The organism is Methylophaga sp. UBA2513, assembly GCF_002341285.1.
In the GTDB taxonomy this organism is placed as follows: Bacteria; Pseudomonadota; Gammaproteobacteria; order Nitrosococcales; family Methylophagaceae; genus Methylophaga; species Methylophaga marina.
In genome coordinates, this window is sequence record NZ_DDNT01000007.1 from 240,481 (window position 1) to 263,361 (window position 22,881).

Annotated in this window: 21 protein-coding genes and 1 pseudogene; 10 read left to right on the forward strand and 12 right to left on the reverse strand. The window is 41.9% G+C overall.

Annotation, left to right across the window (positions count from 1 at the left end; all coding sequences use genetic code 11):
- Window positions 1-8 precede the first annotated feature (8 nt).
- Entirely contained in the window at window positions 9-899 is an 891-nt protein-coding gene (locus tag B3V56_RS04170) for a DnaJ C-terminal domain-containing protein (protein ID WP_289283990.1), read from the reverse strand.
- A 163-nt stretch (window positions 900-1,062) separates the two neighbouring features.
- On the opposite strand from B3V56_RS04170, the gene B3V56_RS04175 reads away from it, so the two are divergent.
- Window positions 1,063-3,156: a TonB-dependent receptor gene (locus B3V56_RS04175; protein ID WP_289283124.1), complete on the forward strand. Its 2,094-nt coding sequence runs from the start codon at window positions 1,063-1,065 to the stop codon at window positions 3,154-3,156.
- Window positions 3,157-3,220: 64 nt separating this feature from the next.
- Here B3V56_RS04175 and B3V56_RS04180 read toward each other — a convergent pair whose 3' ends face one another.
- Window positions 3,221-4,696: a RimK family protein gene (locus tag B3V56_RS04180; RefSeq protein WP_289283125.1), complete on the reverse strand. Its 1,476-nt coding sequence runs from the start codon at window positions 4,694-4,696 to the stop codon at window positions 3,221-3,223.
- A gap of 165 nt (window positions 4,697-4,861) precedes the next feature.
- Between B3V56_RS04180 and B3V56_RS04185 the strand changes: the two genes are divergently transcribed.
- The 8 genes from B3V56_RS04185 (at window position 4,862) to B3V56_RS04220 (ending at window position 11,662) form a co-directional block, all read left to right on the forward strand.
- Window positions 4,862-5,935, forward strand: coding sequence for a DUF2817 domain-containing protein (locus B3V56_RS04185; RefSeq protein ID WP_289283126.1), 1,074 nt, complete (start codon window positions 4,862-4,864; stop codon window positions 5,933-5,935).
- Window positions 5,913-7,040 (forward strand): GNAT family N-acetyltransferase/peptidase C39 family protein, encoded by a 1,128-nt coding sequence (locus B3V56_RS04190; protein ID WP_289283127.1) that lies wholly within the window; start codon window positions 5,913-5,915, stop codon window positions 7,038-7,040. Before B3V56_RS04185 ends, B3V56_RS04190 begins: the two co-directional genes overlap by 23 nt.
- Window positions 7,041-7,086: 46 nt before the next feature.
- On the forward strand, window positions 7,087-7,548 hold the full coding sequence (locus tag B3V56_RS04195) for a TerB family tellurite resistance protein (protein WP_289283128.1): 462 nt from the start codon (window positions 7,087-7,089) through the stop codon (window positions 7,546-7,548).
- A 140-nt stretch (window positions 7,549-7,688) separates the two neighbouring features.
- Window positions 7,689-8,186 carry a sigma-70 family RNA polymerase sigma factor gene (locus B3V56_RS04200; RefSeq protein ID WP_289283991.1) on the forward strand — a complete coding sequence of 166 codons (498 nt, stop codon included), beginning with the start codon at window positions 7,689-7,691 and terminating at the stop codon, window positions 8,184-8,186.
- Window positions 8,183-9,121 carry a FecR domain-containing protein gene (locus B3V56_RS04205; RefSeq protein WP_289283992.1) on the forward strand — a complete coding sequence of 313 codons (939 nt, stop codon included), beginning with the start codon at window positions 8,183-8,185 and terminating at the stop codon, window positions 9,119-9,121. The genes B3V56_RS04200 and B3V56_RS04205 overlap by 4 nt, the downstream gene beginning before the upstream one ends.
- A gap of 103 nt (window positions 9,122-9,224) precedes the next feature.
- Window positions 9,225-11,036: a TonB-dependent receptor domain-containing protein gene (locus B3V56_RS04210; RefSeq protein ID WP_289283993.1), complete on the forward strand. Its 1,812-nt coding sequence runs from the start codon at window positions 9,225-9,227 to the stop codon at window positions 11,034-11,036.
- Window positions 10,951-11,328 (forward strand): TonB-dependent receptor domain-containing protein, encoded by a 378-nt coding sequence (locus tag B3V56_RS04215; protein ID WP_289283994.1) that lies wholly within the window; start codon window positions 10,951-10,953, stop codon window positions 11,326-11,328. The genes B3V56_RS04210 and B3V56_RS04215 overlap by 86 nt, the downstream gene beginning before the upstream one ends.
- 172 nt (window positions 11,329-11,500) lie before the next feature.
- Window positions 11,501-11,662, forward strand: a complete 162-nt coding sequence (locus tag B3V56_RS04220) for a hypothetical protein (protein WP_339608421.1) — start codon at window positions 11,501-11,503, stop codon at window positions 11,660-11,662.
- A 294-nt stretch (window positions 11,663-11,956) separates the two neighbouring features.
- On the opposite strand, the gene B3V56_RS14720 is transcribed toward B3V56_RS04220, so the two are convergent.
- The 3 genes from B3V56_RS14720 to B3V56_RS04230 are packed head-to-tail and all read right to left on the reverse strand — an operon-like array spanning window position 11,957 to window position 14,833.
- Window positions 11,957-12,349 carry a GtrA family protein gene (locus B3V56_RS14720; protein WP_289283133.1) on the reverse strand — a complete coding sequence of 131 codons (393 nt, stop codon included), beginning with the start codon at window positions 12,347-12,349 and terminating at the stop codon, window positions 11,957-11,959.
- A 5-nt stretch (window positions 12,350-12,354) separates the two neighbouring features.
- Entirely contained in the window at window positions 12,355-13,299 is a 945-nt protein-coding gene (locus B3V56_RS04225; protein ID WP_289283134.1) for a glycosyltransferase family 2 protein, read from the reverse strand.
- On the reverse strand, window positions 13,289-14,833 hold the full coding sequence (locus B3V56_RS04230; RefSeq protein ID WP_289283995.1) for a glycosyltransferase family 39 protein: 1,545 nt from the start codon (window positions 14,831-14,833) through the stop codon (window positions 13,289-13,291). The genes B3V56_RS04225 and B3V56_RS04230 overlap by 11 nt, the downstream gene beginning before the upstream one ends.
- A 759-nt stretch (window positions 14,834-15,592) precedes the next feature.
- On the opposite strand from B3V56_RS04230, the gene B3V56_RS04235 reads away from it, so the two are divergent.
- Window positions 15,593-15,754 (forward strand): hypothetical protein, encoded by a 162-nt coding sequence (locus B3V56_RS04235; protein WP_339608419.1) that lies wholly within the window; start codon window positions 15,593-15,595, stop codon window positions 15,752-15,754.
- Window positions 15,755-15,893: 139 nt separating this feature from the next.
- On the opposite strand, the gene B3V56_RS04240 is transcribed toward B3V56_RS04235, so the two are convergent.
- The 7 genes and pseudogenes from B3V56_RS04240 to B3V56_RS04270 all read right to left on the reverse strand — a co-directional run bounded on the left by B3V56_RS04240 (window position 15,894) and on the right by B3V56_RS04270 (window position 22,880).
- Window positions 15,894-16,199 carry a hypothetical protein gene (locus B3V56_RS04240; protein ID WP_289283136.1) on the reverse strand — a complete coding sequence of 102 codons (306 nt, stop codon included), beginning with the start codon at window positions 16,197-16,199 and terminating at the stop codon, window positions 15,894-15,896.
- Window positions 16,200-16,356: 157 nt separating this feature from the next.
- Window positions 16,357-17,207: pseudogene (locus B3V56_RS04245) on the reverse strand (PA4780 family RIO1-like protein kinase).
- A gap of 180 nt (window positions 17,208-17,387) precedes the next feature.
- The gene (locus B3V56_RS04250) at window positions 17,388-17,729 is read right to left on the reverse strand and encodes a Fis family transcriptional regulator (protein WP_289283138.1); all 342 of its coding nucleotides are present in this window, start codon (window positions 17,727-17,729) and stop codon (window positions 17,388-17,390) included.
- Window positions 17,730-17,787: 58 nt separating this feature from the next.
- Window positions 17,788-18,453: a pyridoxamine 5'-phosphate oxidase family protein gene (locus B3V56_RS04255; RefSeq protein WP_289283139.1), complete on the reverse strand. Its 666-nt coding sequence runs from the start codon at window positions 18,451-18,453 to the stop codon at window positions 17,788-17,790.
- 115 nt (window positions 18,454-18,568) lie between these two features.
- Window positions 18,569-20,203, reverse strand: coding sequence for a PepSY-associated TM helix domain-containing protein (locus tag B3V56_RS04260; protein ID WP_289283140.1), 1,635 nt, complete (start codon window positions 20,201-20,203; stop codon window positions 18,569-18,571).
- Window positions 20,204-20,215: 12 nt separating this feature from the next.
- Entirely contained in the window at window positions 20,216-20,497 is a 282-nt protein-coding gene (locus B3V56_RS04265) for a hypothetical protein (protein WP_286303341.1), read from the reverse strand.
- Window positions 20,498-20,837: 340 nt separating this feature from the next.
- Window positions 20,838-22,880: a TonB-dependent receptor gene (locus tag B3V56_RS04270; protein WP_289283996.1), complete on the reverse strand. Its 2,043-nt coding sequence runs from the start codon at window positions 22,878-22,880 to the stop codon at window positions 20,838-20,840.
- Window position 22,881 lies beyond the last annotated feature (1 nt).

Sequence of the window (22,881 nt, forward strand, 5' to 3'; positions counted from 1 at the left end):
CTGATACTCTATTCCAATGACTCACGTGGGTTAAATGCCATTTCTTCTGCCATTTGTTGATAGAGTTTTTTCGCTTTATCAGAGTCAGCAGGCGGCACTATTATCTGCAAGACCACAAATTCATCGCCAGGTTCTTTGCCTGGTAATCCACGACCTTTTAGTCGCATTTTTTGACCACTGCGTGCACCTGCAGGAATGGTCAGATTAATTTTGCCAGCGAGTGTGGGCACAGTAATTTTTGCACCTAATGCCGCTTCCCATGGTGCAATAGGTAAGTCGAGATATACATCTTTTTCTTCCAGACGGAAGTAACGATGTGGTGCTACATTCACTTCGAGATATAAATCACCTGACTTACCGCCACCGCCAGATTTTCCCTGACCGGACAAACGAATTTTTTTACCAGAGGCAATACCGGCTGGTATTTTTACGTTAATGGTGCCGGACTGACTGGCGCCAGCAGGACGACGGATAGTCTTGGTGGCACCGTTGAATGCATCTTCCAGTGAGATGGTAATTTTGGCGTTAACATCTTCACCACGGGCGAAGAAATTATCACCCATGCCGCCGCCCATTCCTCCCATGCCGCCAAACATGTTTTCAAAGAAGCTGCTAAAGTTACCGCCACCAAAACCAGCATGATCATCCCAACCAGGTGGTGGGTTAAAGGATTGACCATGACGATAATTACTACCAAACTGGTCGTATTGTGCTCGTTTTTGTTCGTCACGTAAGACTTCGTAGGCTTCACCTACTTCCTTAAATTTGTCTTCGGCATTGGCTTCTTTACTGACATCAGGGTGATATTTTCTGGCCAGTTTTCGATAGGCTTTTTTTATCTCGTCCTGAGAAGCATCACGGGCGACGCCCAAAATTTTGTAATAGTCTTTGTATTCCATAAATGGATTCATTACCTGAAATTGATCTTGATCATGTAATTGGGGATTTCAATGTCTGTTTTCAATGGGTTTAGGGATTTTTCTGATGAATTAAAACAGCCTGTATGGGAGAATTTTCCCCACTTACGGGATTAATGAATATTTATAAAGAGAGAATTGGATTATGTTTTCAAAAAAACAACTCACATTGATGGTGGCGGCTGCGGCGACCACAATGTGGCACCCCGCTTTTGCTGAAGAAACTAGCGAAGATGATATTTCCTTAGGAGAGATGGTAGTCACAGGTACAAGATCAGAAACCTCACTCAGAGAGTTAGCTGGTAACACTGGCAAAGTCTCTGAGCAAGAGATTGATCTTATAAATGCTGACCATATTGAAGAAACTCTCGCACGCGTAAGCGGTGTGAATATTCAACGCGGGAATGGCGCCGAATCATTAGTCGCTATCCGTTCACCAGTATTAACCGGTCCCGGTGCTGCGGGTGCTTTTCTCTTTATGGAAGATGGTATTCCATTACGAGCAGCCGGATTTGCCAATAATAATGGCTTAGCTGAAGCCGGTTATGAGTGGGCAGACAGCATTGAAGTTGTTAGAGGTCCCGGTAGCGCGTTGTATGGGTCTAATGCGGTACATGGTCTGATAAATGTGCTTTCCAGACCTCCATCACTCGATCTAGAGAGGATTCTTGATGTCACCGTCGGATCGGATGACCTTTATAAGTTGAAAGGTACTGTCAGTGATACTGTTGGGAAACATGGGTATCGTGTCAGTTTTAGTGGCACTGACTTTGGTGGTTGGCGAGATGATTCAGAGTATGGTCAACAAAAAATTACAGCACGTCACGATTACTACGCAGACAATGGCGATACGTTCACAACCGTTTTCTCAGCCTTTAACCTAAATCAGGAAACAGCAGGTTTTGTAGAGTCGGATGATGAAAAGGCTTATGAAGATAGTTCATTGATGAAAACTAATGATGATCCTGATGCATTCCGTGATTGGCACTCTGTTCGGCTACATACACGTTGGGATCATGTCATGGCGAATGGCGATACATTGAGTATTACGCCATATTTTCGTGATAACCGTATGAAATTTAGGCAGCATTATCTACCTTCACGAGCCATTGAGGAAAATGAACACACAAGTGTAGGAACTCAGATTGCCTACTATATGGACTTGGATGGTGGTCATAAAGTGATTTTCGGTACAGATTTAGAGTACACCGATGGCAGTCTGAAACAGACGCAACAGCGTGCTAGCTATACTGCCTTTGATAAAAATCGGCAACAAGGAGTTCACTACGATTATGACGTTGCGGCGACAACTATCGCTCCTTATATCCATGCTGAATGGCAGTTAGCAGAGAAATGGCGTGCAACAACAGGTTTACGGTTTGAGCATGTTAATTATGATTATGACAACAATGTTGCTGCTGGTACAGGTGAAGCTGATGGAAGCTCATGTTTTGCATCACCATCAGAATGTTTATATCTGAGACCTGCAAATAGAGAAGATACATACAATGACTGGAGTCCTAAGTTTGGTATCGTGTATGAACTAAACCAAGCTCACAGCTTGTTCGCTAATTACTCTCGAGGTAATCGTGCACCTCAAACAACGGACTTATATCGATTACAGAACCAGCAAACCGTTGGAGATATGGATTCTGAGAAGTTGGATAGTATAGAAGTGGGTTCACGTGGAACGGTAGCTATCATCGACTACGAAGTAAGTTTGTTTTATATGAAAAAGAAAAACTTCTTCTTCCGTGACTCGGATGGACTAAATGTAACTGATGGTAAGACAAAACATCGTGGTCTAGAAGTGGCACTATCAATGCCGTTATTTGAACAATTTGATTTAGGTGCTAACTACACTTATGCCAGACACACATATGACTTTACTAATACAGCAAGTGAAGTTTTTTCTGGCAATGACATTGATACTGCACCAAGACATATCGCTAATGTCCGCCTTGGATGGGATGTTAATCCACACAGCCGAGCTGAACTAGAGTGGCAACACATGGGGGATTACTATTTAGAACCTTCAAATGAGCACAAATATGATGGTCATGATCTACTGAATTTGCGTGTAGAAACAAAAGTGACTGAAAAGCTGACTTTACATGGACAGGTCAAAAATATTCTAAATGAGGAATACGCTGATCGAGCTGATTATGCCTTTGGAAGTTATCGTTTCTTCCCTGGGCAGAAACGTAACTTCCAGATTGGAGCAAGTTACAGCTTCTAAACGGAATTCGGTGTGTTAAAAAGGCGCTGATGATCAGCGCCTTTTTATTTGCATGGAAAAAAGATTAATGACTCGCTGCCCGGCGCTCTTCTAAGCGCCTTAAAAACTCTCGCATAATGTCATCGTATAAAGCCATGCCGAGATAATGATCTTCGACACCGCTATCAATGCTGGGGTTGTCATTAATTTCAATAATGACAATACGGTTACCGCTTTGTTTGATATCCAAGCCGTATAGACCATTTCCTATCAATTTCGCTGCTTTTGTCGCAATTTTCAGCACTTTTTCTGGTACTTCGCTCATCGGGATGGCGGAAGACTTACCACTGGAGGTACCTTTTTTGGTGTTGTGGTTGTAGATTTGCCAATGGCCTTTGCTCATAAAGTACTGGCAGGCATAGATAGGCTTGTTGTTAAACATACCAATACGCCAGTCGTAGTCGGTATACATAAACTCTTGCAAGAGAATAATGGCTGACTGTTGGAAAAAGGCAGGCGCTTGCTCTCGAAGCTCGTCTGCATTGTTGACCTTAATCACACCTTTTGAAAAGGCACCGTCCGGAATTTTCATCACCAATGGAAAGGTGGCTGTTTCACAAAGTTTGTCCAGACCAGCGGTATCATTACGATATAGCAGGTGTGAATCCGGCATAGGTAGATTATTGGTGGATAGCAGTTCTTTTAAATAAATTTTATTCGTGCAGCGAATAATGGATGTGGGGTCGTCAATCACTACTAAACCTTCACTTTCTGCACGACGGGCAAATTTGTAGGTGTGATTATGTGTAGCGGTAGTTTCACGAATAAATAAGGCGTCATATTCTGCTAGGCGAATGTAATCTTTGGGGGTAATCAGCTCCACATCAATACCAATGCGACGTCCACTACTGATGAATTTCTTCAATGCGGCCATATCACTCGGCGGCATGGTTTCTTTAGGATTATGCAAAATGGCCATGTCATATCGAAACTGGCGACGCTTAGCCGGCTTCCGCCATAAGCGATGGCTGAAGTTATCTAAAGCTTCTGCAAAAAAATCTTGCTCGGTTTCTGTGAGCCTATTAATCGCACCGGCTTTTATCTGGCTGATAATCCAGTGACCATTAAAGCTAAATTCCACCTCCAGTATCGGGCAGGGGAATTGTTCAAAGATTTGTCGGGCCAGCTTCTGTAAAGAGCTGATAGGTGTTTGCCCAAAACAGATCTTCAGCACGAAGCTTTCACCTGAAGCCATGCTGAGCTGTTTATCAAGCTGAGTGGATAAATCCGACAAGTCGTAGGCATAAAGGCTTTTGCGAGATAAGTCATTAATAGTGCGAAGTCCGGGCAAAACACGGTGCCCTCTGGCTTCTGCCACCATCGAGCAATAATAGCCGCGACTGAGATAATCCAGACTTCGACATAAATTAAGAATTTGCGCAGGGGCATGAGTATTTTGCGATAAGGATTGTAGATAGGTATCAACATCGATCACTTGTTCGCTGGGAAAGTAAGGACTCCAGTCATCAATATTTTCAACTATTATCAAATGCTTAGTCATGTCTTGTCCTTGATGATGGTAGTGTCAAAAGGCTTTCTAAAAGCGAATCATAAAGTGAATAGACAGGTGATGTAATAAAAAATTTTGCATCCCTTTTTATTTGCTGGTCAAAATGGCAAAACTCACATATCCTTCGCGAAAATTTTGCACAGGAGGCCCATTAAAATGTATGCAGATGCCGTTTTAAGCGTATTTTCGCAGCGCTATTCCAGCGCAAGAGATAAATTCATCAATAATGTCGAAACCAGCTCGATTATTGAAAGACTAACGCATCATCCTCATCCACTTAAAGGCCCGAAAAACGAAAAGTTATTTTGTGATATTGCCTGGGCGGGTAATCCAAAAGCAGAAAATATTATTGTATTAGTGTCCGGACTACACGGTGTGGAAGGTGGCGCTGGCTCAGCAATTCAAGCAGATTTTGTGACACGTTATCGTCGTCTGCCTCAGGATGTCTGTGTGGTCCTGGTTCATGCGATCAATCCATGGGGATTTGCCTGGGCCAGTCGTGGTGATGATCAAGGTGTGGATGTGAACCGTAACTTTGTTGATTTCAACAGTGAGTTACCGGCCTCAAAAGCAGCAAAAATCTGGCAAGAACTGGAACAAGGTAAAGCCGATATTGCCACCGTCGCTCAGGACAGGGAAAAGTTTGATTTATTGTCAGAAGGTCAATACGAACAAGCTTCAGCACCTTATTATGGCGGCAGCGAACCCACATGGTCACGTCAGCTTATTGAACAGTTGGCCGCACAAATTAAACCTGCCAAACGTAAACAAGTGATCGTGATTGATATTCACAGTGGATTGGGCCCCTATGGTTTTGGTGAGCTTATCTGTGATCATCCTGTTAACAGTCAGGGTCACCAATATGCTGTCGAGTTATTTGGTGCAACAGTCACTGAACCTTCACTGGGGACATCCAGCTCTGGAACAAAACTCGGTTTGCATGATTATTTCTGGCATCAGCAAGGCGATAATGTGTGCTTTTTAACCTTGGAGTTTGGTACGTTTGGTACTCAGCAGATGTTGCAAGTGTTATCGGATGATCAAAAACTACAACAGAAAGGCAAGATTGACTGGTCTGATGATGCCACGATGGATGTAAAACACGCTATGCAAGATTTCTTCTGCCCTGATCAAAAACAGTGGCAGGAATTAGTATTGTTCCGTGGTCGTCAGGTTATTGAAATGGCGTTAGACGGATTAACTGAACATGCCAATCAAAACTCCCGCTGAGTTTTTGCTGCGTGAAGCAACACTTGATGACGTTAACGCGCTCAGTGAGTTAGAAGAAACGTGCTTTGAAACGGATCGTATTTCAAGACGCAGTTTTAAATGGATGATCAAAAAAGGTCACAGCTTGTTGTTGGTGGCGACTACCAATGACACTCTGGTGGCTTATGTGTTGTTACTTTACTCACAAGGAACGTCACTTGGCCGGGTATATTCATTAGCGGTTGATGCGAATTATCGAAAAGCCGGTATCGCCGCTAAATTAATGCAGGAAGCTGAAACACAGGCGCTGGATGATGGGCGAAGCTTTCTGCGTCTGGAAGTGCGACCTGATAATCTCGGCGCCATTAAGTTATATGAAAAACTCGGCTATCAACCGTTTGATATTGTCACTGACTTTTATGAAGATCATGCTGATGCTATTCGCATGATGAAAGTGCTGCATCATGTGCCTGAAGTCACACACCCAGAGGTTGCTCACTACTCTCAGTCAACCGACTTTACCTGTGGGCCTGCTTGCCTAATGATGGCAATGAAAAGCATGGATGGTGAGTTAGCACTCACTCGTCAACTTGAATTGCAGTTATGGCGCGAAGCCACAACAATTTTTATGACCTCCGGTCATGGTGGCTGCAGTCCACAAGGCTTGGCTTTAGCAGCCAATCAGCGAGGTTTGAAAACAACCCTTGTCTGTAACTCAGATGACATTCCCTTTATTAATGGTGTACGCAGTGAAGAAAAGAAGTCGGTTATTGAATGTGTGCACCAAGATTTTATCGAAAAAATAGCTGAATCTGATATTCAACAAATCAAAGCACCGGTTGATGCGGCGTTATTAAGCGAGTATCTATCTAAAGGGGCACTGGCGCTTGTCTTGATAAGCTCATATCGTCTGAACCAAAGTAAATCCCCCCACTGGATTTTGGTCGTGTCTGTTTCTGACACCTTTGTATATTTCCATGATCCGGATGTGGATTGGGATGATAATAAAAGTGTGACAGATAGTGGTTATATTCCCGTTACACATAAAGAATTTAACCGTATGATTGGCTACGGCAAACCCCGTTATCAAGCTGCTGTCATTGTCAGCCCATCCAATAAGAAATGAACTTTACTTCACTGCTGGCAGTCGGTTTTGCTTGCAGGGGATAACTATGATCGAAAAACTAAAACAAATGTTTTCATCCACCTTGGGTGATAACACCGATGTCTATTTAGCGAATCAACAGCAGTCTAAAGTGCTGGCGGCGGTAGCATTAATGATTGAAATTATTGCGGTCGATGATGAAGAGCATGAGACAGAAAAGGCCATGCTGCGGCAGATCCTGGCAAGTCAATTTGATGTCAAAGATAGCGACGCTGAGAAATTGATTGCCGAAGCTGAAGCAGCACACAATGAAGCCACTGACTTTTATCACTTCACAGCCGATATTAATCAGCAATATAACGAACAAGAGAAAATCGAACTCATCGAAATGCTTTGGCAAATAGCCTGGGCCGATCATGAACTACAAGATATTGAAGAACATGTGATTCGTAAGCTCGCCAGTTTGTTATACGTTTCCCACAAAGACTTTATTGCTACTAAGCTCAAAGTTGTTGGCGAAGCCAGTTAAGGCTATAACAGCCCAATTATACTTCATGCTTTTTTAAAATAATCCTTATAAATCAAACAGCCCGTTATTTTTATTATTGCTAAATTACTTCCAAAACGATAATGTATCTCATTATCAATTGTCACGTAATTCTATTCATAATGGCTGTGCAATCGCTGGAATCGCTTTATACAGAACATCAAGACTGGCTTCAGGGCTGGATCCGTTCTCGTTTAAATCATGTTGAGCACGCGCAAGATTTAACGCAGGAAACCTTTATCAAGATATTGATGAAGGGGCGTGAGCATGAGTTGAACTCACCTAGAGCATACTTAAGCAGTATTGCGCGTGGTTTGCTGGTGGATTTTTTTCGTCGTCGTACAGTAGAGCAGGCTTATCTCGATGCGCTGGAAATAGAACCAGAGCAACATACGATGTCTGCAGAGCAACACCATCTCATTATCGATACCTTGTTACAGATTGAACATATGCTGGATGAGATGAGTGAGCGCGGACGACAAATTTTCCTACTCGCTCAGCTGGATGGGCTGTCATTTGCTGAAATCAGTCGGCGCTTAAATGTTTCCGTGGCGACTGTTCGTAAGCATTTTATTCGAGCGATGGCGCAGTGTTTGTTATTGGTTGAGGACTCACCATGAAACTCACCGAAGATATCTTAACGCAGGCCGCCAGTTGGTTTGTGGATCTTCGAAGTGCACAACCGGGTGATGCTATTTATGAAGCACATCAGGCCTGGCTTGCTGCTGATAGTCGACATTATGATGCCTGGAAACGGGTGGAACGTTTACAAAAACAATTGAAAATTGTCCCCAATGAAATCAGACAGAGCACGCTGGAAAAGGCACGTCAGTCTCGTCGTCAATTAATCAAAACATTGGTTGTCGTTTTAAGCGTGGGTGGTGCTAGTGGCGTGGCCTATAAACAACGAACTTTTTCTACTTGGATGGCACAATATCGTACGGGGACGGGTGAACGTAAAACAATACAGCTGGCAGATGGTAGCCAAGTATCACTTAATACCGATACGGCTCTGGATGTGAATATCAGTGAGCATGCCAGAGAGTTAACACTCTATCGTGGTGAGATTCTTGTTGAAACAGGCAAACAGATGCCTGAGCAAGACTTTATTGTAAAAACGGCACAAGGAACAGTCAAAGCGCTCGGCACCGGCTTTCAGGTTAGATGTCATGATGATACAACCTGGGTCGGCGTTAGCCAACATGCGGTGGAAGTTATGCCGGAAAAAGCCAGTAAAGCCGTCAAAGTTCAAGCCGGCCACTGCATGCGTTTTAACACATTGAAACACGGTTCGTTGAGTTTGATGCCCGTCAATATGGATGCCTGGACACAGGGGATGTTGATTGTCAGCAACTGGCGACTGGATCAATTTTTAAACGAACTCGGCCGTTATCACAAAGGAACATTACATTGTGATGCTGGCGTTTCATCACTTCGTATCTCTGGGGCATTTAATATCAATGACACCCGTGCGGTATTAGAAAATCTCAGTAGCACTTTGCCAGTCAAAGTCCGTTATTTCACGCGTTTCTGGGCACAAGTTGAACCTGTCTGAATATTTTTTTGTTTAAGGGGGTTAACGATTCTGCTGTGTCGTTCGGCCTGTTAGATAGCAGCGTTATCGCAACGCTAATATCCATTAACTAACAGGACTAGTGATGAAACACACCACTTTCTTACCTTTAACGTTGTCGCCATTAAGCCGACAACTCATCATGGCAGGGATGTTAACGACCGCCATGGTGAGCACTGATCTCACAACCAACATCAGCTATGCAGACAGTGTGACTCAGCAACAAAGCTTTCATATTCAAGCAGGCTCACTCGAGTCGGCACTCAATCAATTTTCTGTGCAGAGTGGGATTACCGTCTCGTTTAGCCCCGATGTAGTGGCAGGCATCCAGACCTCAGCTTACCAAGGGACTAAAGCGCCATCCTCGTTATTGAGTGAACTATTAGCTAATACAGGCTTAGAGGCGACCTTACTATCCAATGGCAGTTACTCTATCGTCAGAAAATCAGCCCCCGTTGCTGTCACACCCAAGCAGAAACAGAGTGTTGAGCTGGACGATCTATTGATTACCTCGACACGTTCTGACACCCAGCTCAAAGATTCGCCACAAGTGGTCACAGTGATTAATCGTGAGCAGATTGAACAGCAGATGGAAATGAGCAGTGATAGCTCTCAAATTTTAAGTAATTTGTTACCTTCATTTTCACCCAGCCGTCAGAAGCTCACCAGTGGTGGTGAAACCTTCCGTGGTCGTTCGCCGTTATTTTTGATTGATGGTGTGCCTCAGAGTAACCCACTACGTGATGGTCAGCGTGATGGTCACACCATTGATATGTCCATGGTGGAGCGCGTTGAAGTGATTCACGGTGCCAGTGCTATTCATGGGCTTGGCACAACGGGTGGCATTATCAACTTTATTACCCGCCGCCCAAGTCAGGATTCACTCAAACAAAGTCTGAATGTGCAAATGACCACACCAACCGGCGAGTTTGGTGATGAAACGTCGGGTTACCGTACAGATTACAATCTGAGTGGCAGCAAAAATTATTTCGAATATACGCTTGGCCTAAGTTACGAAAGACAAGGTGTGTTTCTGGATGCCGATGGTACCGAAATTGGTGTCGATAATGTGCAGGGCGACATTATGAATTCCAAGAGTTACGACCTGTTCACTAAGCTGGGTTACTGGATAAATGATGATCAGCATATAGAAGCTTCTCTAAATCGTTATCAAGTCAAAGGTGGCAATGATTACATTAGCGTCGACGGTGATATTGAGAAAGGTATACCCACTACCTCAGTCAGGGGAACCCCAGTCGGCGATGCGCCATATAACAGAGTATTAACCACCAGTCTGAAATATCAAAATTATGATTTAGCAGGAATGGAGTTTACCGCCCAGGCCTATCGCCAGGAGTTTGAAGCTTTATATGGGGCACTAGCATCCAGTAGTTTTGAAGATCCTGTTTTGGCGCCTGATAGCATTGATCAAACGCAGATTGAGTCAGTGAAGAAAGGGGCAAAATTCACCTTTGTTAAAGATGGTTTATTGGAAGACAGATTGAAAGTCACGACTGGTTTGGATTTGATTGAGGACAGCTCATTACAAAATCTGGCCATGACAAACCGTAATTATGTACCGGAAGTGGTCTATAAAAATTATGCACCTTTCCTGCAACTACAGTTGCAACCTATAGACGCCGTTGTATTACATGCTGGGGTTCGTTATGAGCACTCGGAGCTGGACGTCGATGACTTCACTACTGTTTATGGCAAGGGCAGTGTTGATGTCAAAGGGGGGAATCCTGATTTCAGTGAGACCTTGTTTAATGGTGGTATCGTTGTTAGTCCTCTGTCCTGGATGAGTGTGTTTGCGAATTACTTCAGAAGGGTTTGGTATGCCGGATGTGGGGCGTGTCTTACGCGGTGTGAGTGTCGCTGGCCTGAGTGTGGATAGTTTGCTGGATCTAGAACCCATCCTGACGACCAATAGAGAAATTGGTTTACGGTTTGACTGGGACACGGTTGACTTTGAGATCAGCTACTACGAGTCAGACTCTGACTTGGGCTCGCGTCTCTCTGCTAATGCCGATAAAACAGAATATTTTGTGAATCGTGAAAAAACTGAAATCAATGGTGCCGAAGCTAACTTAGGCTGGAAAGTGAATGATGACCATAAACTCAACTTGGCTTATTCCTATATTCGTGGCCGTTACGACAGCAATGATGATGGCAAAGATCGATACTGATCTCAATGGTCAAAATATTCCGCCTAACCGATTAATCGCCAGCTGGCAGGCAGAGTGGACGCCATAATTATCATCATTTGTACAAGCGAGTTACAACTTCGATCGTAACTTTGATGAAGAGCCCGGGAAGGACGAAGAGCAATTCAAGGCCTATGGACTGATTGATGCCACCATGGCCTATAAACTCTCTACCGGTAAGATTCATGCTGGTGTAACGAATCTGCTGAATAAGGATTATTTCAGTTACTCATCACAGACCAGTTATGGTTCTGACGTACGTAATTTCAAAGGTCGTGGTAGAACGCTGACCGTCGGTTACTCATTAGATTTTTAGTGAGACCCAAAAAAAGCCATCACATGTTGTGATGGCTTTTTTATTTACAGTAAAGAGATTGAATGTCTTAAAACCAGAACGGGATTACAAACCCAATATACGAGCTCAGCAAAATATGACGTTCTAATGATAGCACCAGTTCAACTAAGTAGTTTTCGTGAGGGATAGGTTCTACAGTTAAATATTTTTTTAATGATAAACTTTATAGGCTTTATTGATACTGCCTAGGAGCAGATCCTAAAATTAAACTTACACCAATGAATAATTTTCTTGGGTTTAAATATAAAATTAATTTTAAATAAAAACCCAATAGTTTAGGATCATATAAATGATGATTGGAGTTATAAATATCATACCCAACGTGGCATAACTAGCATGAAGCCCTAATATATGAACTGTAATATAAACCCACAACATATTTAAAATGAGTGACAATAAACTGGAAAGGAAAAATTTAACTTGAGACTTAATTTTATGTGTAACAATTCTTTCTGAAAAAGTCCATTTCCTCTGCCCAGTGTAAGAAACAATAAATGCAAATATAAAACCAATTAAATTAGATATTTGCTCATTTATTCTAAATTTTTCTAAAAAAATTAAAAATATTAATGCGTGAACTAAAGTGGCAAGCAATCCCACACTAACGAATTTAAATGATCTTTGCTTGAGTAATCTATCTACTAGCACAGCTGTTACTCATCAAAACCGAATTTATCCATAACTATATAAATTGGCCTTTGTTTAATTTCTATAAATATTCTAGAAAGATACTCTCCAATCACGCCCAAACTCAATAAAACTAAACCGGACATAAATAGAATGACGACCATAAGTGAGGCATAACCCGGCATATCAACACCAAATATGATTGTTTTTATAATTAGATAGAATCCATACATAAATGAAAATATTGATATCAATGAGCCTAGGTAAGACCAAACCTTCAATGGCAATGATGTAAAGGATACAATTCCCTCTAAAGCAAGCTTATACAGACTGAAATAATTCCAGCTTGTATTTCCAGCAGCTCGCTCAGGTCTTATATACTCAACAGTGGTTTGTCGAAAACCAACAGATGCAAAAATACCTTTCATAAAACGTGTTCTCTCTGGATAGTTTTTTAATACATCAATTACTTTTCTATCAATTAGACGAAAATCACCGACATTTTTTGGAATTACTACATCAGATATTTTCTCGATGATGCTGTAAAATAAACTTGAAGACCACCTCTTCATACTGGTATCAGAAGATCTGTCAATGCGTTTAGCTAGTACCACATCAAAGCCTTCTTTCCATTTTTCGTACATATCAATAATCAATTCAGGGGGATCTTGAAAATCACAATCTATAGGGATCGCTGCTTGACCAGAAGCAAAATCAAGGCCGGCAGACAAAGCCTGTTCTTTTCCGAAATTTCTAGATAGATTAATGATCTTGATACTTTTATTTAACTCTAATTGTTCTTTTAAAATTTGAAGTGTATTGTCTGTACTTCCATCGTTGATGAATATAAGTTCAAAGGTAATGTCTCTATCGGTCAAAATAGCACTTACTTTGGAGATAAATGGCTCAAGAACATCTTCTTCATTGAAAACTGGCAGTAAAAGTGATAACTCAGTAGAACTAATGCTCATTTCCCAACCCTTTTGATGTGTTTTGATATTCGTAGACAGTGATGCCACGGAAGTGCTTTGATGAAGTTAATGATAAATTTTCACTTATCAATGAATCGTGGATAAGACCTTCAGGATCGAAAAGTGATTCCACTCTAGTAACCAACAAAACTTTATCATAGCTATGATTTAATAATTTCCTCAGGTCATCAACATCTGCGCTTGTAAATCCCGGTACGGACGGAGTCCCTCCAGGATAAAAAGTTGACAGACCTATTGCAGGATAAGCATGTGGAATTGCATGAATATTTAACGTTTGTTTGTAATCGCTGTTTACGTGAGCTACAGCTAACTCTATAGAGTTAGGTAGTAGAAGAACAATATAATTTTCTTCTTTTTGATGTAAAAGGTGATTATAAACTTGATCCCATGGCTCTTTTTGCTGATATTTTAAAGTGTCATATGTAGCACCCGATAAAAATAGAAAAATAATAATAAACAGCCCGTACCTTATTCGGCGGTTAACAATCGATGTAATGCTTATTGATAGAAAAATATAATATGGAATAATCACTGGACTTAATGTGCGATCTAGAAATATATTTGGACCAATTTTCGATATTATGAGATTTATGACTGGAATGGAAATAGCAAAAAATATCAAATAAAAATACTGGTAATTTTTATCCTTAGTTATTTTATACAATCCATAAATTGATAAGCCAGTCATCAATGCTTTAAAAATAACCTCTATATATCCATAGCCACTATGAGAGTGAGGAAAATATAAAAACTTTAAAACGTTCAAGATATAGTTAATATCAGGCTCAGGAATCCAAGTGCTGGAACTCCACCCCTGCAATTGTTGGATGATAATGTAAAGTAAAGGAAGCGAAAAAATAAAAACAGCAATTACAGAGCCGACTAAAAATTTTATGTGAATTCCGTTTCTATTAAAGTAATAGTTATTAAGTAAAGCAACATAAATAACGAAAGAATAAATAGGTCCTGTGCTATGAGACCAATTTGTAATTAAAGTCCCTAGAGAAAGTATTATCCACGCTCTGTATGAACTTTTATCTTTGTTTAAAATTATTGAAAAAAATCCATAAATTGCAATTGAATAAGACAACATCAATAGAAGATACGGTCTTGCCTCGAGCGAGTACCAAGCAATAACTGGACTAAGTCCAATAAACATAAATATTGATAATTTTAAGAAAAATTGTCTATCATCAAAGCATAAAACTCTGCTTATTTGATATGAGGTATAAAATAAAAATATAGAAGTGAGTAATGAAAAATATCTTTCTGGTAAATTGAAAAAAAGACCTATCGAATGATTCCATAATTTAGTGACTAAGTAATAGAAAGGTGGGTGAGACTCGAAGGTTGGTACCCAGAAAATTAAATTGTAATAACTCTGATTCGTAAACCAAGACGTATAGGATTCGTCCATCCAATATGGGTTTTTATCAATAAAAAATAGTCTCAACGTTAGTGAAAAAATGATAAAAATAATTAAATAAAAATAATTGAATTCAATCTTTTTCATTGAAGCTCCATGTACAAATGCTAATGCATTCAAGTCCATTTAATATATTGCTATTATTTCATAATATAATGAATGGGCATTTATAGTAATTTCTTATAACTAACTGTAATCAGAAGTTCAAGTTTTAGCCAGTTCTCGTATTTTATTTAGTCTCGCATCAGATATACAAGTGTTCGACTGTCCATCTACACAGTTATGTCTTTTGCTGAATAGTTTATATAACTTGACTCTATAACTGTATTCTGGCTACATTCGGCTGACAGCGACATTGCTGTTGTTTATTAAAGCTAATGAGACTCATACCAAACAGCGAACAAATCAATCTCACCGTGCTAAGCCTTTTCAGCTGGTCTTTCAGAGTGTAGGTACGGGTTCGACCTACATTATTAAATTAGTAGCCCTTTCTTCAATTAACTACACCTGCTTCTTAGCCAGAGTTTTCAGTTCTGAAATACGATTCTGATCAGAGGTTAGTGCTTCAAACTGTGGTGCTGAACAACCTCTATATGCTTTTAGTAGGTTCACCTAAATCCACCCAGAGAGGCTTAAGGAATAATGTAATTCTGATTGACAATCAGATCAGCTTGAACTCAGTGTTAAAACGCCTCCTTTGTTTTATCATTCAACACATCATAGCAATATCACTACCCATATGAATCGTCATTTGTACAAGCGAGTTACAACTTCGATCGTAACTTTGATGAAGAAGCGGGTAAGAAAGAAGAGCAGTTCAAAGCCTATGGCCTGATTGATGCCACCATGGCGTATAAACTCTCTAGCGGTAAGATTCATGCTGGCGTAACGAATCTGCTGAATAAGGATTATTTCAGTTACTCATCACAAACCAGTTATGGCTCTGACGTACGTAACTTCAAAGGTCGTGGTAGAGCGCTAACTGTCGGTTATTCATTAGACTTTTAGTGAGGCCAAAAAAGCCATCATCTAGTGTGATGGCTTTTTATTTATAGAGCTATTTAATTCTCTTTGGTCGGTAGCGAGTTATCTATTCTGAGGGACTGCCGTTTTTCGTTTTATCTTTGCGTGTGAATGCAAAAACCAGTCAGACAATGAACAACAGGATGAGGAATGGCAGAAGAAACGGGAAGATCATAGAAAAAGAGACCAGGCAGAAAAACACCAGGAAACCCAAAATGACAAGTCCAATGCCAGTGAACATGAAGGCCATCAATATACCCATGCAAAGTAATAAGATGGGCACAAAAACAATGCCACCGGCTTCTATCAGATGTTTTAATGGTCCCGTGACTTGCTCGCCATTATAGGTAATGCTGGTATTCGATGGCATCAGGCTTAAGGCACCGATGATGATCAACAGAAAGAGAATTAATAAGGTCACTTTTTTCATAGATTTAAATACACTTCTGCTTGGTTCGTCGGAATGGTGAGTTTGATGGAACGCAATAAGATCACCGCTATGCGTCTTTCGACTTCACCCCTGGCATTGAGTTGCATTGAAGGAGAGACTTCAAACTATCAAACAGGGCATATTGGTCTATAGCCGATTAATCATCCTCATCACGTAAGCGTAGTTTTCTTTCTTGTTCTTCAGCCAGAATAGCCTTAATTTCAAGCATCACAGCATCTACATCGGCAGCCTCAGTGCTTTCTTCAAACAGGCCTGTGAGTTCTGTTTCGGGCTGTAACTTGACATTCTCAAACAATGACCATATTTCTTTTTCGTAATGGGTTTGACGTAACTCGGGTGCGAACTGGGCGTAATAACGTGTCATATTTTGCACATCGCGATTTAACATGGCTTGTGCATTATTATTTGCCACGGCATTTACGGCTTGGGGTAGGTCGATAATGACTGGGCCATTTTCATCCACCAACACATTAAATTCCGACAAGTCGCCATGAACTAAGCCAGCACAGAGCATCTTTTTTACCGAGTGCATGACCAGGAGATGATCTTCGATGGCTTGTTCAGCAGACATGGACACATCATTGAGGCGAGGTGCCACATCACCATCCTCATCAGTGATCAGCTCCATCAATAACACGCCATTCAAGCAATCATAAGGTTGAGGCACTCGCACGCCGGCACTTGCCAGCAAAAAAAGCGCATCCACTTCGGCATTTTGCCAGGTTTCTTCCTGCTGTTTACGACCGAATTTTGAGCCTTTTTCCATGGCGCGGCCGCGGCGACTGTTACGTACTTTCGACCTTCCTGATATTGGGCAGCTTTTTTAAAGCTTCGCTTGACGGCATCTTTATAAACTTTGGCACAGCGAATGTCATCACCACATCGAACAACGTAGACATCGGCTTCCTTTCCGCTCATTAAACGACTAATCACGTCGTCCACAAGACCATCATCAACAAGTGGCTGAATTTGTTTTGGTATTTTCATTGTTCGAGGTGTATCACTCAAATGTATCCAAGAAAAGATACTGTGCAGTATAAACTACAGTCGCATAGATCAATGTGTCTATAACGCTAGTTGGTTTATATTGAGCTATAACTGACAACTTAAAACGTAAGCAAAAAATACTGCTTTAGAAAAAATAAAAAGGCTAGTTCGGCAGACCTATTAATCCAGTCTGATAGCCCAGTTGCCATTATGCTGTTGATGACAGGCTTCTTCGCTATCGTACGAAATATGATTAGAAAAACATTTTAGCTTGATATCCATAGCCTGAAATTCAGAATGAATAAGTGACTCTATGCTTAGACTTTCATCAGACTCAAGGTAATTATTCAAATTCTGGTTTGTATCAAACACACAGACTACCTTTAAGCTCTTTGGGTAATTGTCATAGTTCACCAAGTGGGTTAACCACCGAAAACCATCTATATCTTTCAACGCCTGCTCACAGACATCAGTTAACGATGCTCGTATGGTGTTATCTAACTTTTTATCTGTTTTTCGCATATTTAGAGTTGGCTTATTAGCAGCTAATTGTACTCAGAAGAAATATGTTTGATAGAGGTTAAGCTTTCTCATCACCCGACTGAATATACTCCATCCATTCTTCAATCGGCATGGTGCCACCTTCTTCGGCTACCTGGTTTAATTCATGCTCACGTAATACATCTTGCAGGCTATCAATACGTTTCCAGGTGGCGATAGGTGTTTTGCATTCCTCTTTAGGAATATAACGTGACTCTTTCACTTTCTGATAGCGGTGAACATAGCGCGGGCAGTTTTGCCATAGTTCAGAAACAGTCACGCGTACCACCATTTCGGCTTCTTTCCACTCTTTTATCAATGGATCGTCACTCGATGCCGTTGCTGTACCCTGCACACGAATGCGATGCGGTGTCTCAAAATTAATAAACAATAAACCGACTTCTGGATTGCCCTGAATATTGCCCATGGAGTAGTACATACCATTGCCGTCATAGCTGGGAAACGCAATGGTTTTCTCATCCAACACTTTGATAAAACTGCCGGCTTCACCGCCTTTATAAGACACCGTTGGCCGACCACGCTCATCCACCGTTGTCAGAAAAAACATATCACGGCTTTCGATAAAGTCTTTGGCCATCTCATCCATTTCTGTGACTAGCGCCACTTCCTCGACCCGATCGGCCATCTCCCGGCTATTGAATAAGTCCTGAAGAGCCCGATGTTTTTCGTTATAGAGTCTGCTCATAGTGTTTCTCTCTGTGTGTTTCTATTTATTTTTGATAAGCCTTCACTGTACTGTACAAAAACAGTGGATGCCAATAGTGAAAACACGATCAGAAAACGTCGACAAAATGCCCGTTTTATACAGAGCGAATGGCTGGACGGTATGACCAGACGCTGTCGGTGACTTGACTATGATACACGCGTTGAGATGTTGCTTTGGCAAGCATGATAAAACTCACAGCTAGCATGAGTGCCACACTATCCACCATCAAAGTGTCCAGTTCAGTATGCATCCACAGCCCTGTTGATGGAATGAGGATGCTCAGTAAGCTGGTAAGTGGCATCGCAGCAGTAAGCATAGAAGCTAAGTACAGCAACTCAACCAAACTCCGGGCAGCACCACGTATGAAGCTCCATGCGATTGCGGCAAAAAACATAAAGTAATACACCCATTGGAAATGAGCGTAGGTGGCCTGGGACTCTAATGCTAACCATTTACTGCTGGCAAGCATCAAAGAAATGCCACAGACACTGCCCAGGCAAATGCCAACCGTGAGTGAGGCCATCACTTTTACATCTTTTCGTTGAGTGAATAATGTTCCATCGGGCTTACTTCGGCGACGGCGGTTTTCCACCCAGAGTAAATTACCAGTATAAAACAGCCATGCTCCGGCTAGACCCAGAATGAAATATGCCCAACGTATAGGTGAGCCGCCAAAGGTAGCAAAATGCAAAGCAAAAAAACTACTGACTGCTACCATTTCTCCCAGCTGCTGGCCTGGTAAATAATCGGTCGATTGCACTTCTCCCGAATATGGATTGATCGCAATGAAGCCTCCCGGAGCCCGGGGAGCAATGGCATGTGCTTCATGCCCCCAGATCATGACACTAGCTCGTGGTGTGGTTATACCTGAATATTGCAGCTGATAAGGTTCGAACGACGGCGCCACTTCTCTGGCGGTGGCCAGCAATCGTTCTGGTGACAACATCATTGCAGGATCAGTACTTTGTTCAGGATTCGGCTTCGGGGCACTTGAAAATAACGCCTGACGTAACTGGCCTTCATGAATGAGTTTATCCTGAGCGTCATAGATAAGATCATGGTAGGCAAAACCAAAAGCGGTGATCGCCATAATCAAGTGAAAGGGCAAACTGGTCACACCGACCACATTATGGGCATCGAGCCAGACCCGTTTTGGTTTTCTTCCCAGACGGAACGCAAACAGCTCTTTGACCAGAATAGGTAGCAGAATAATCAAGCCTGATACCAGTGCCAAGACATACAAAATGGCAAAAACACCCATAATCCAGCGATTAGGATCACTATCAACCGGCAGACCAACCACCCGGTGCAGGGTATCAATAAATTGAGCAACAGGGGCTGGGCTGACTTCTTCTGTGACGAGTGTTTGCTGTTTATCTAAATGGGCGCTGAAGTAACGCAGTGAGGACACATCATGATCGCCGCCTTTGTCACCTTCAACTGTCCACATGATCTGATGAGTGTGATGTGTTTCGGGGTCTAAATTCACTTGTATATTTCGTGCGGCGGATGGCTCTGACTCAACCAGCTGATCAAGCACAGAGGGTATTTTTTCTAGATCAATACGCTCTGATTGCTGAATAGGCGGTGTAGCCCAATGGGTAATGGGTTCTTTAAAGATGGTTAATGCACCAGCATAAAAAGCGATGAACAAGGCCATGCCGCTGATAATACCCACCCAGGTGTGCAGCGATTTATAGGTACGAATAATGTCTGCTTTTACTTTCATGTGGGAGTCATCTCAGAAGGATTTAAATAGAAAATACAGTGCATACAGCACAACATTAGTTAGTCCCAGCCAAAACCAGGCACGAGCACCAGAGCGAAACAAAAAACAGGTGCTGAGAATGGTGAGCCAGATAGGGCCAAGTAACCACATGATTAATTGAGCTTCACCACTTCGACCTATCTGTAGTGGCAAAAGAAAAAACAAACCGCATATCGACATCGCAGCAAAAAAGCCTAAGACGATGCCGGCTAGGGATTTACTGATCCAGTCTGCTCGAAATGGCGTGCTTGTCATTAGCGTGCTCTCCTCAGTGATTTCCAGGCACCTATATAGGGGAATAAGACCAAGAGAAGCATTACCCATATCAGCATCATGAACACACCTGCTACGAGCTGCATGGTGGTGATGACTAATATCAGGCTTATACTCATTAATAAAAGCCCAATTCGCCTTAAATAGGATGCAGGCCAGACCTTGCTCAACCAAAATTGATGCCGCGAGGCTAAATAAACACACACACTTCCGCCGAACGACAGCATTAGCGCAAGATAAGGATAAATGGTCATACTTTGGGATCTCTAAAAATAAAAGCAGCCGTCAATAACGGCTGCTTGGTTTTACCCGTGACTAAGGCTTAAAAGAATGAATACGTGGCAGAGATACCGACATTACGCGCCTCAACAAAGTCTGCATACGCTACCGGGACTCTAGCACCAACAGGTTCACGAGAACGGCGAGCGCGTTTATCGGTCAGGTTGTTAACAAATGCCGACAACTCCAGATCAGCAATACGATAATTGGCACGTAAGTTTATTAAAGAAAAGCCACTGACTTCACGCTCTTTCGTATTTTCCACATCACTGAAGTAACCACTGGTGTATTGAATATTACCGCCGAGATCAAAATCATCAGACACATAATAGGTAGCGGCAAAATTGACCGTTTTATCGGGGGCTGAGTTAAGTTCATTACCATCAAGCCCTGTATAGTCGTCACCAGCATCTTTGATTTCGGTGTGTAATAAACCGATTCCTAGACGAGTTTGAAGATTATCCGTCACCCAGGCTGTACCCTCTATTTCGGCTCCGTAGGTTTCCACTTTCTTGATATTGTCAATGCGGCGAAGCGAATTCACACCTTGATAACCATCAAAGTCATTGAAGAACACATTCGCATGGACTTCGTAGCGGTTATCATCAAAGCTGGTGCGAAGGAATGCCTCGTAAGTCTTCACTTTTTCTTCGTCAAAATAGTAATAAGCATTGTCCGTGAGTGATAGTGCACCACCGGCAGAGTTATACCCTTTTACTGCACTGACACCGATCCGAGTTTCTGGCGTGATGTCATATTTCAACGCTATTTTGGGTAGCAAAATCGTATTGTCTTCATTCAACGCATATGGTTGTCCAGCATAGTTAAAATCACGTTCTTGCGACTCATCCTGATAACGTAATCCAGTCGTTAAAATTAATTTATCGCTTAAACCAAAGTTAACTTCACCATAAAGCGCTTTTGAGTCAGTGGTGTCATCGCCGCTATAGACAGTACCGATGCTGTTGATGTCTTGGTCGCGTTTATAAAAATCTAATCCAACGAAACCACTAAAATCATGACTACCTTCACCAAAATTTAACTTCACATCAATGTTTCTGCTTTTATCATCAATATCCAGATTTTGTGTATCAGCAGGATCCGCTTGATAGGTTTCAAACGCATATTGGTAGTCTAGTTGAGCCAGCTTGATGTCCAAAGAAGTACTCGTGTTGATTTGATAATGTGCATCAATGCTGTTCATCACACTTTCTGTGTCCATATCACGGAAAAAGGTTTTGAAATACGCATCGGTGTCAGTATCTTCAAAATAACGACGGCCTCCATCACCTTTTTCAGTGTATTGAGAGTGAGTGAACATTAACTCCAAATCATCAGTCGGTGTCCAAAGTAATTTGAAGCGACCTTGTTTGGTATCCAGCTCATTCAAATCAATATTGGTTGGATTACTTTCATAGGGTTCGTTGCTGGTATCGGTTTGTCCATCAATTAACTGACCAGAAAAACGAAATGCCAATGTATCTTCAATAACAGGACCAGACAGCATGACCGCTTTGTCTATATAGCGTTCGTTATTACGGTAGCCCAATCTCACTTTACCTTCCCAATCAAACGTTGGATCAGCTGTCTTGATATACATGGCACCAGCGATACTATTACGTCCATTATTGGTAGATTGAGGGCCACGGAAGACTTCAATTTGCTCAATATCCCACAAGCCAGAATCACCGACTAAGTCAGCGATAAAAGGTTGGTTAACACCATCAATCAATGTTGAAAAACGAGCACTGGCTCCACCTGTTACGGCATTAAAGCCACCTGCAGCACCATTACCTAAAACACCACGAACATTCGCTACAGCACCGGTTTGTACAACAACATTCGGTACAGAAGAAATAGCATCACGCAAGGTGTGGTATTGGTTTGATTTCAATGCTTCTTGATCAATGACTGAAACAGAAGAAGCTGTGTCTTTCAAAGTCCGTGTTTGTTTTTCACCTTCAACAGTGATGCTGCCTAACTCAACACGGTTGCTCTGTTTTGAGTTGCTGTTTACCGCGTCGTCAGCAAAGACTTGTGTACTCATACAGGCTGATATTGCGATGGCTAAGATATGTTTGTTCATA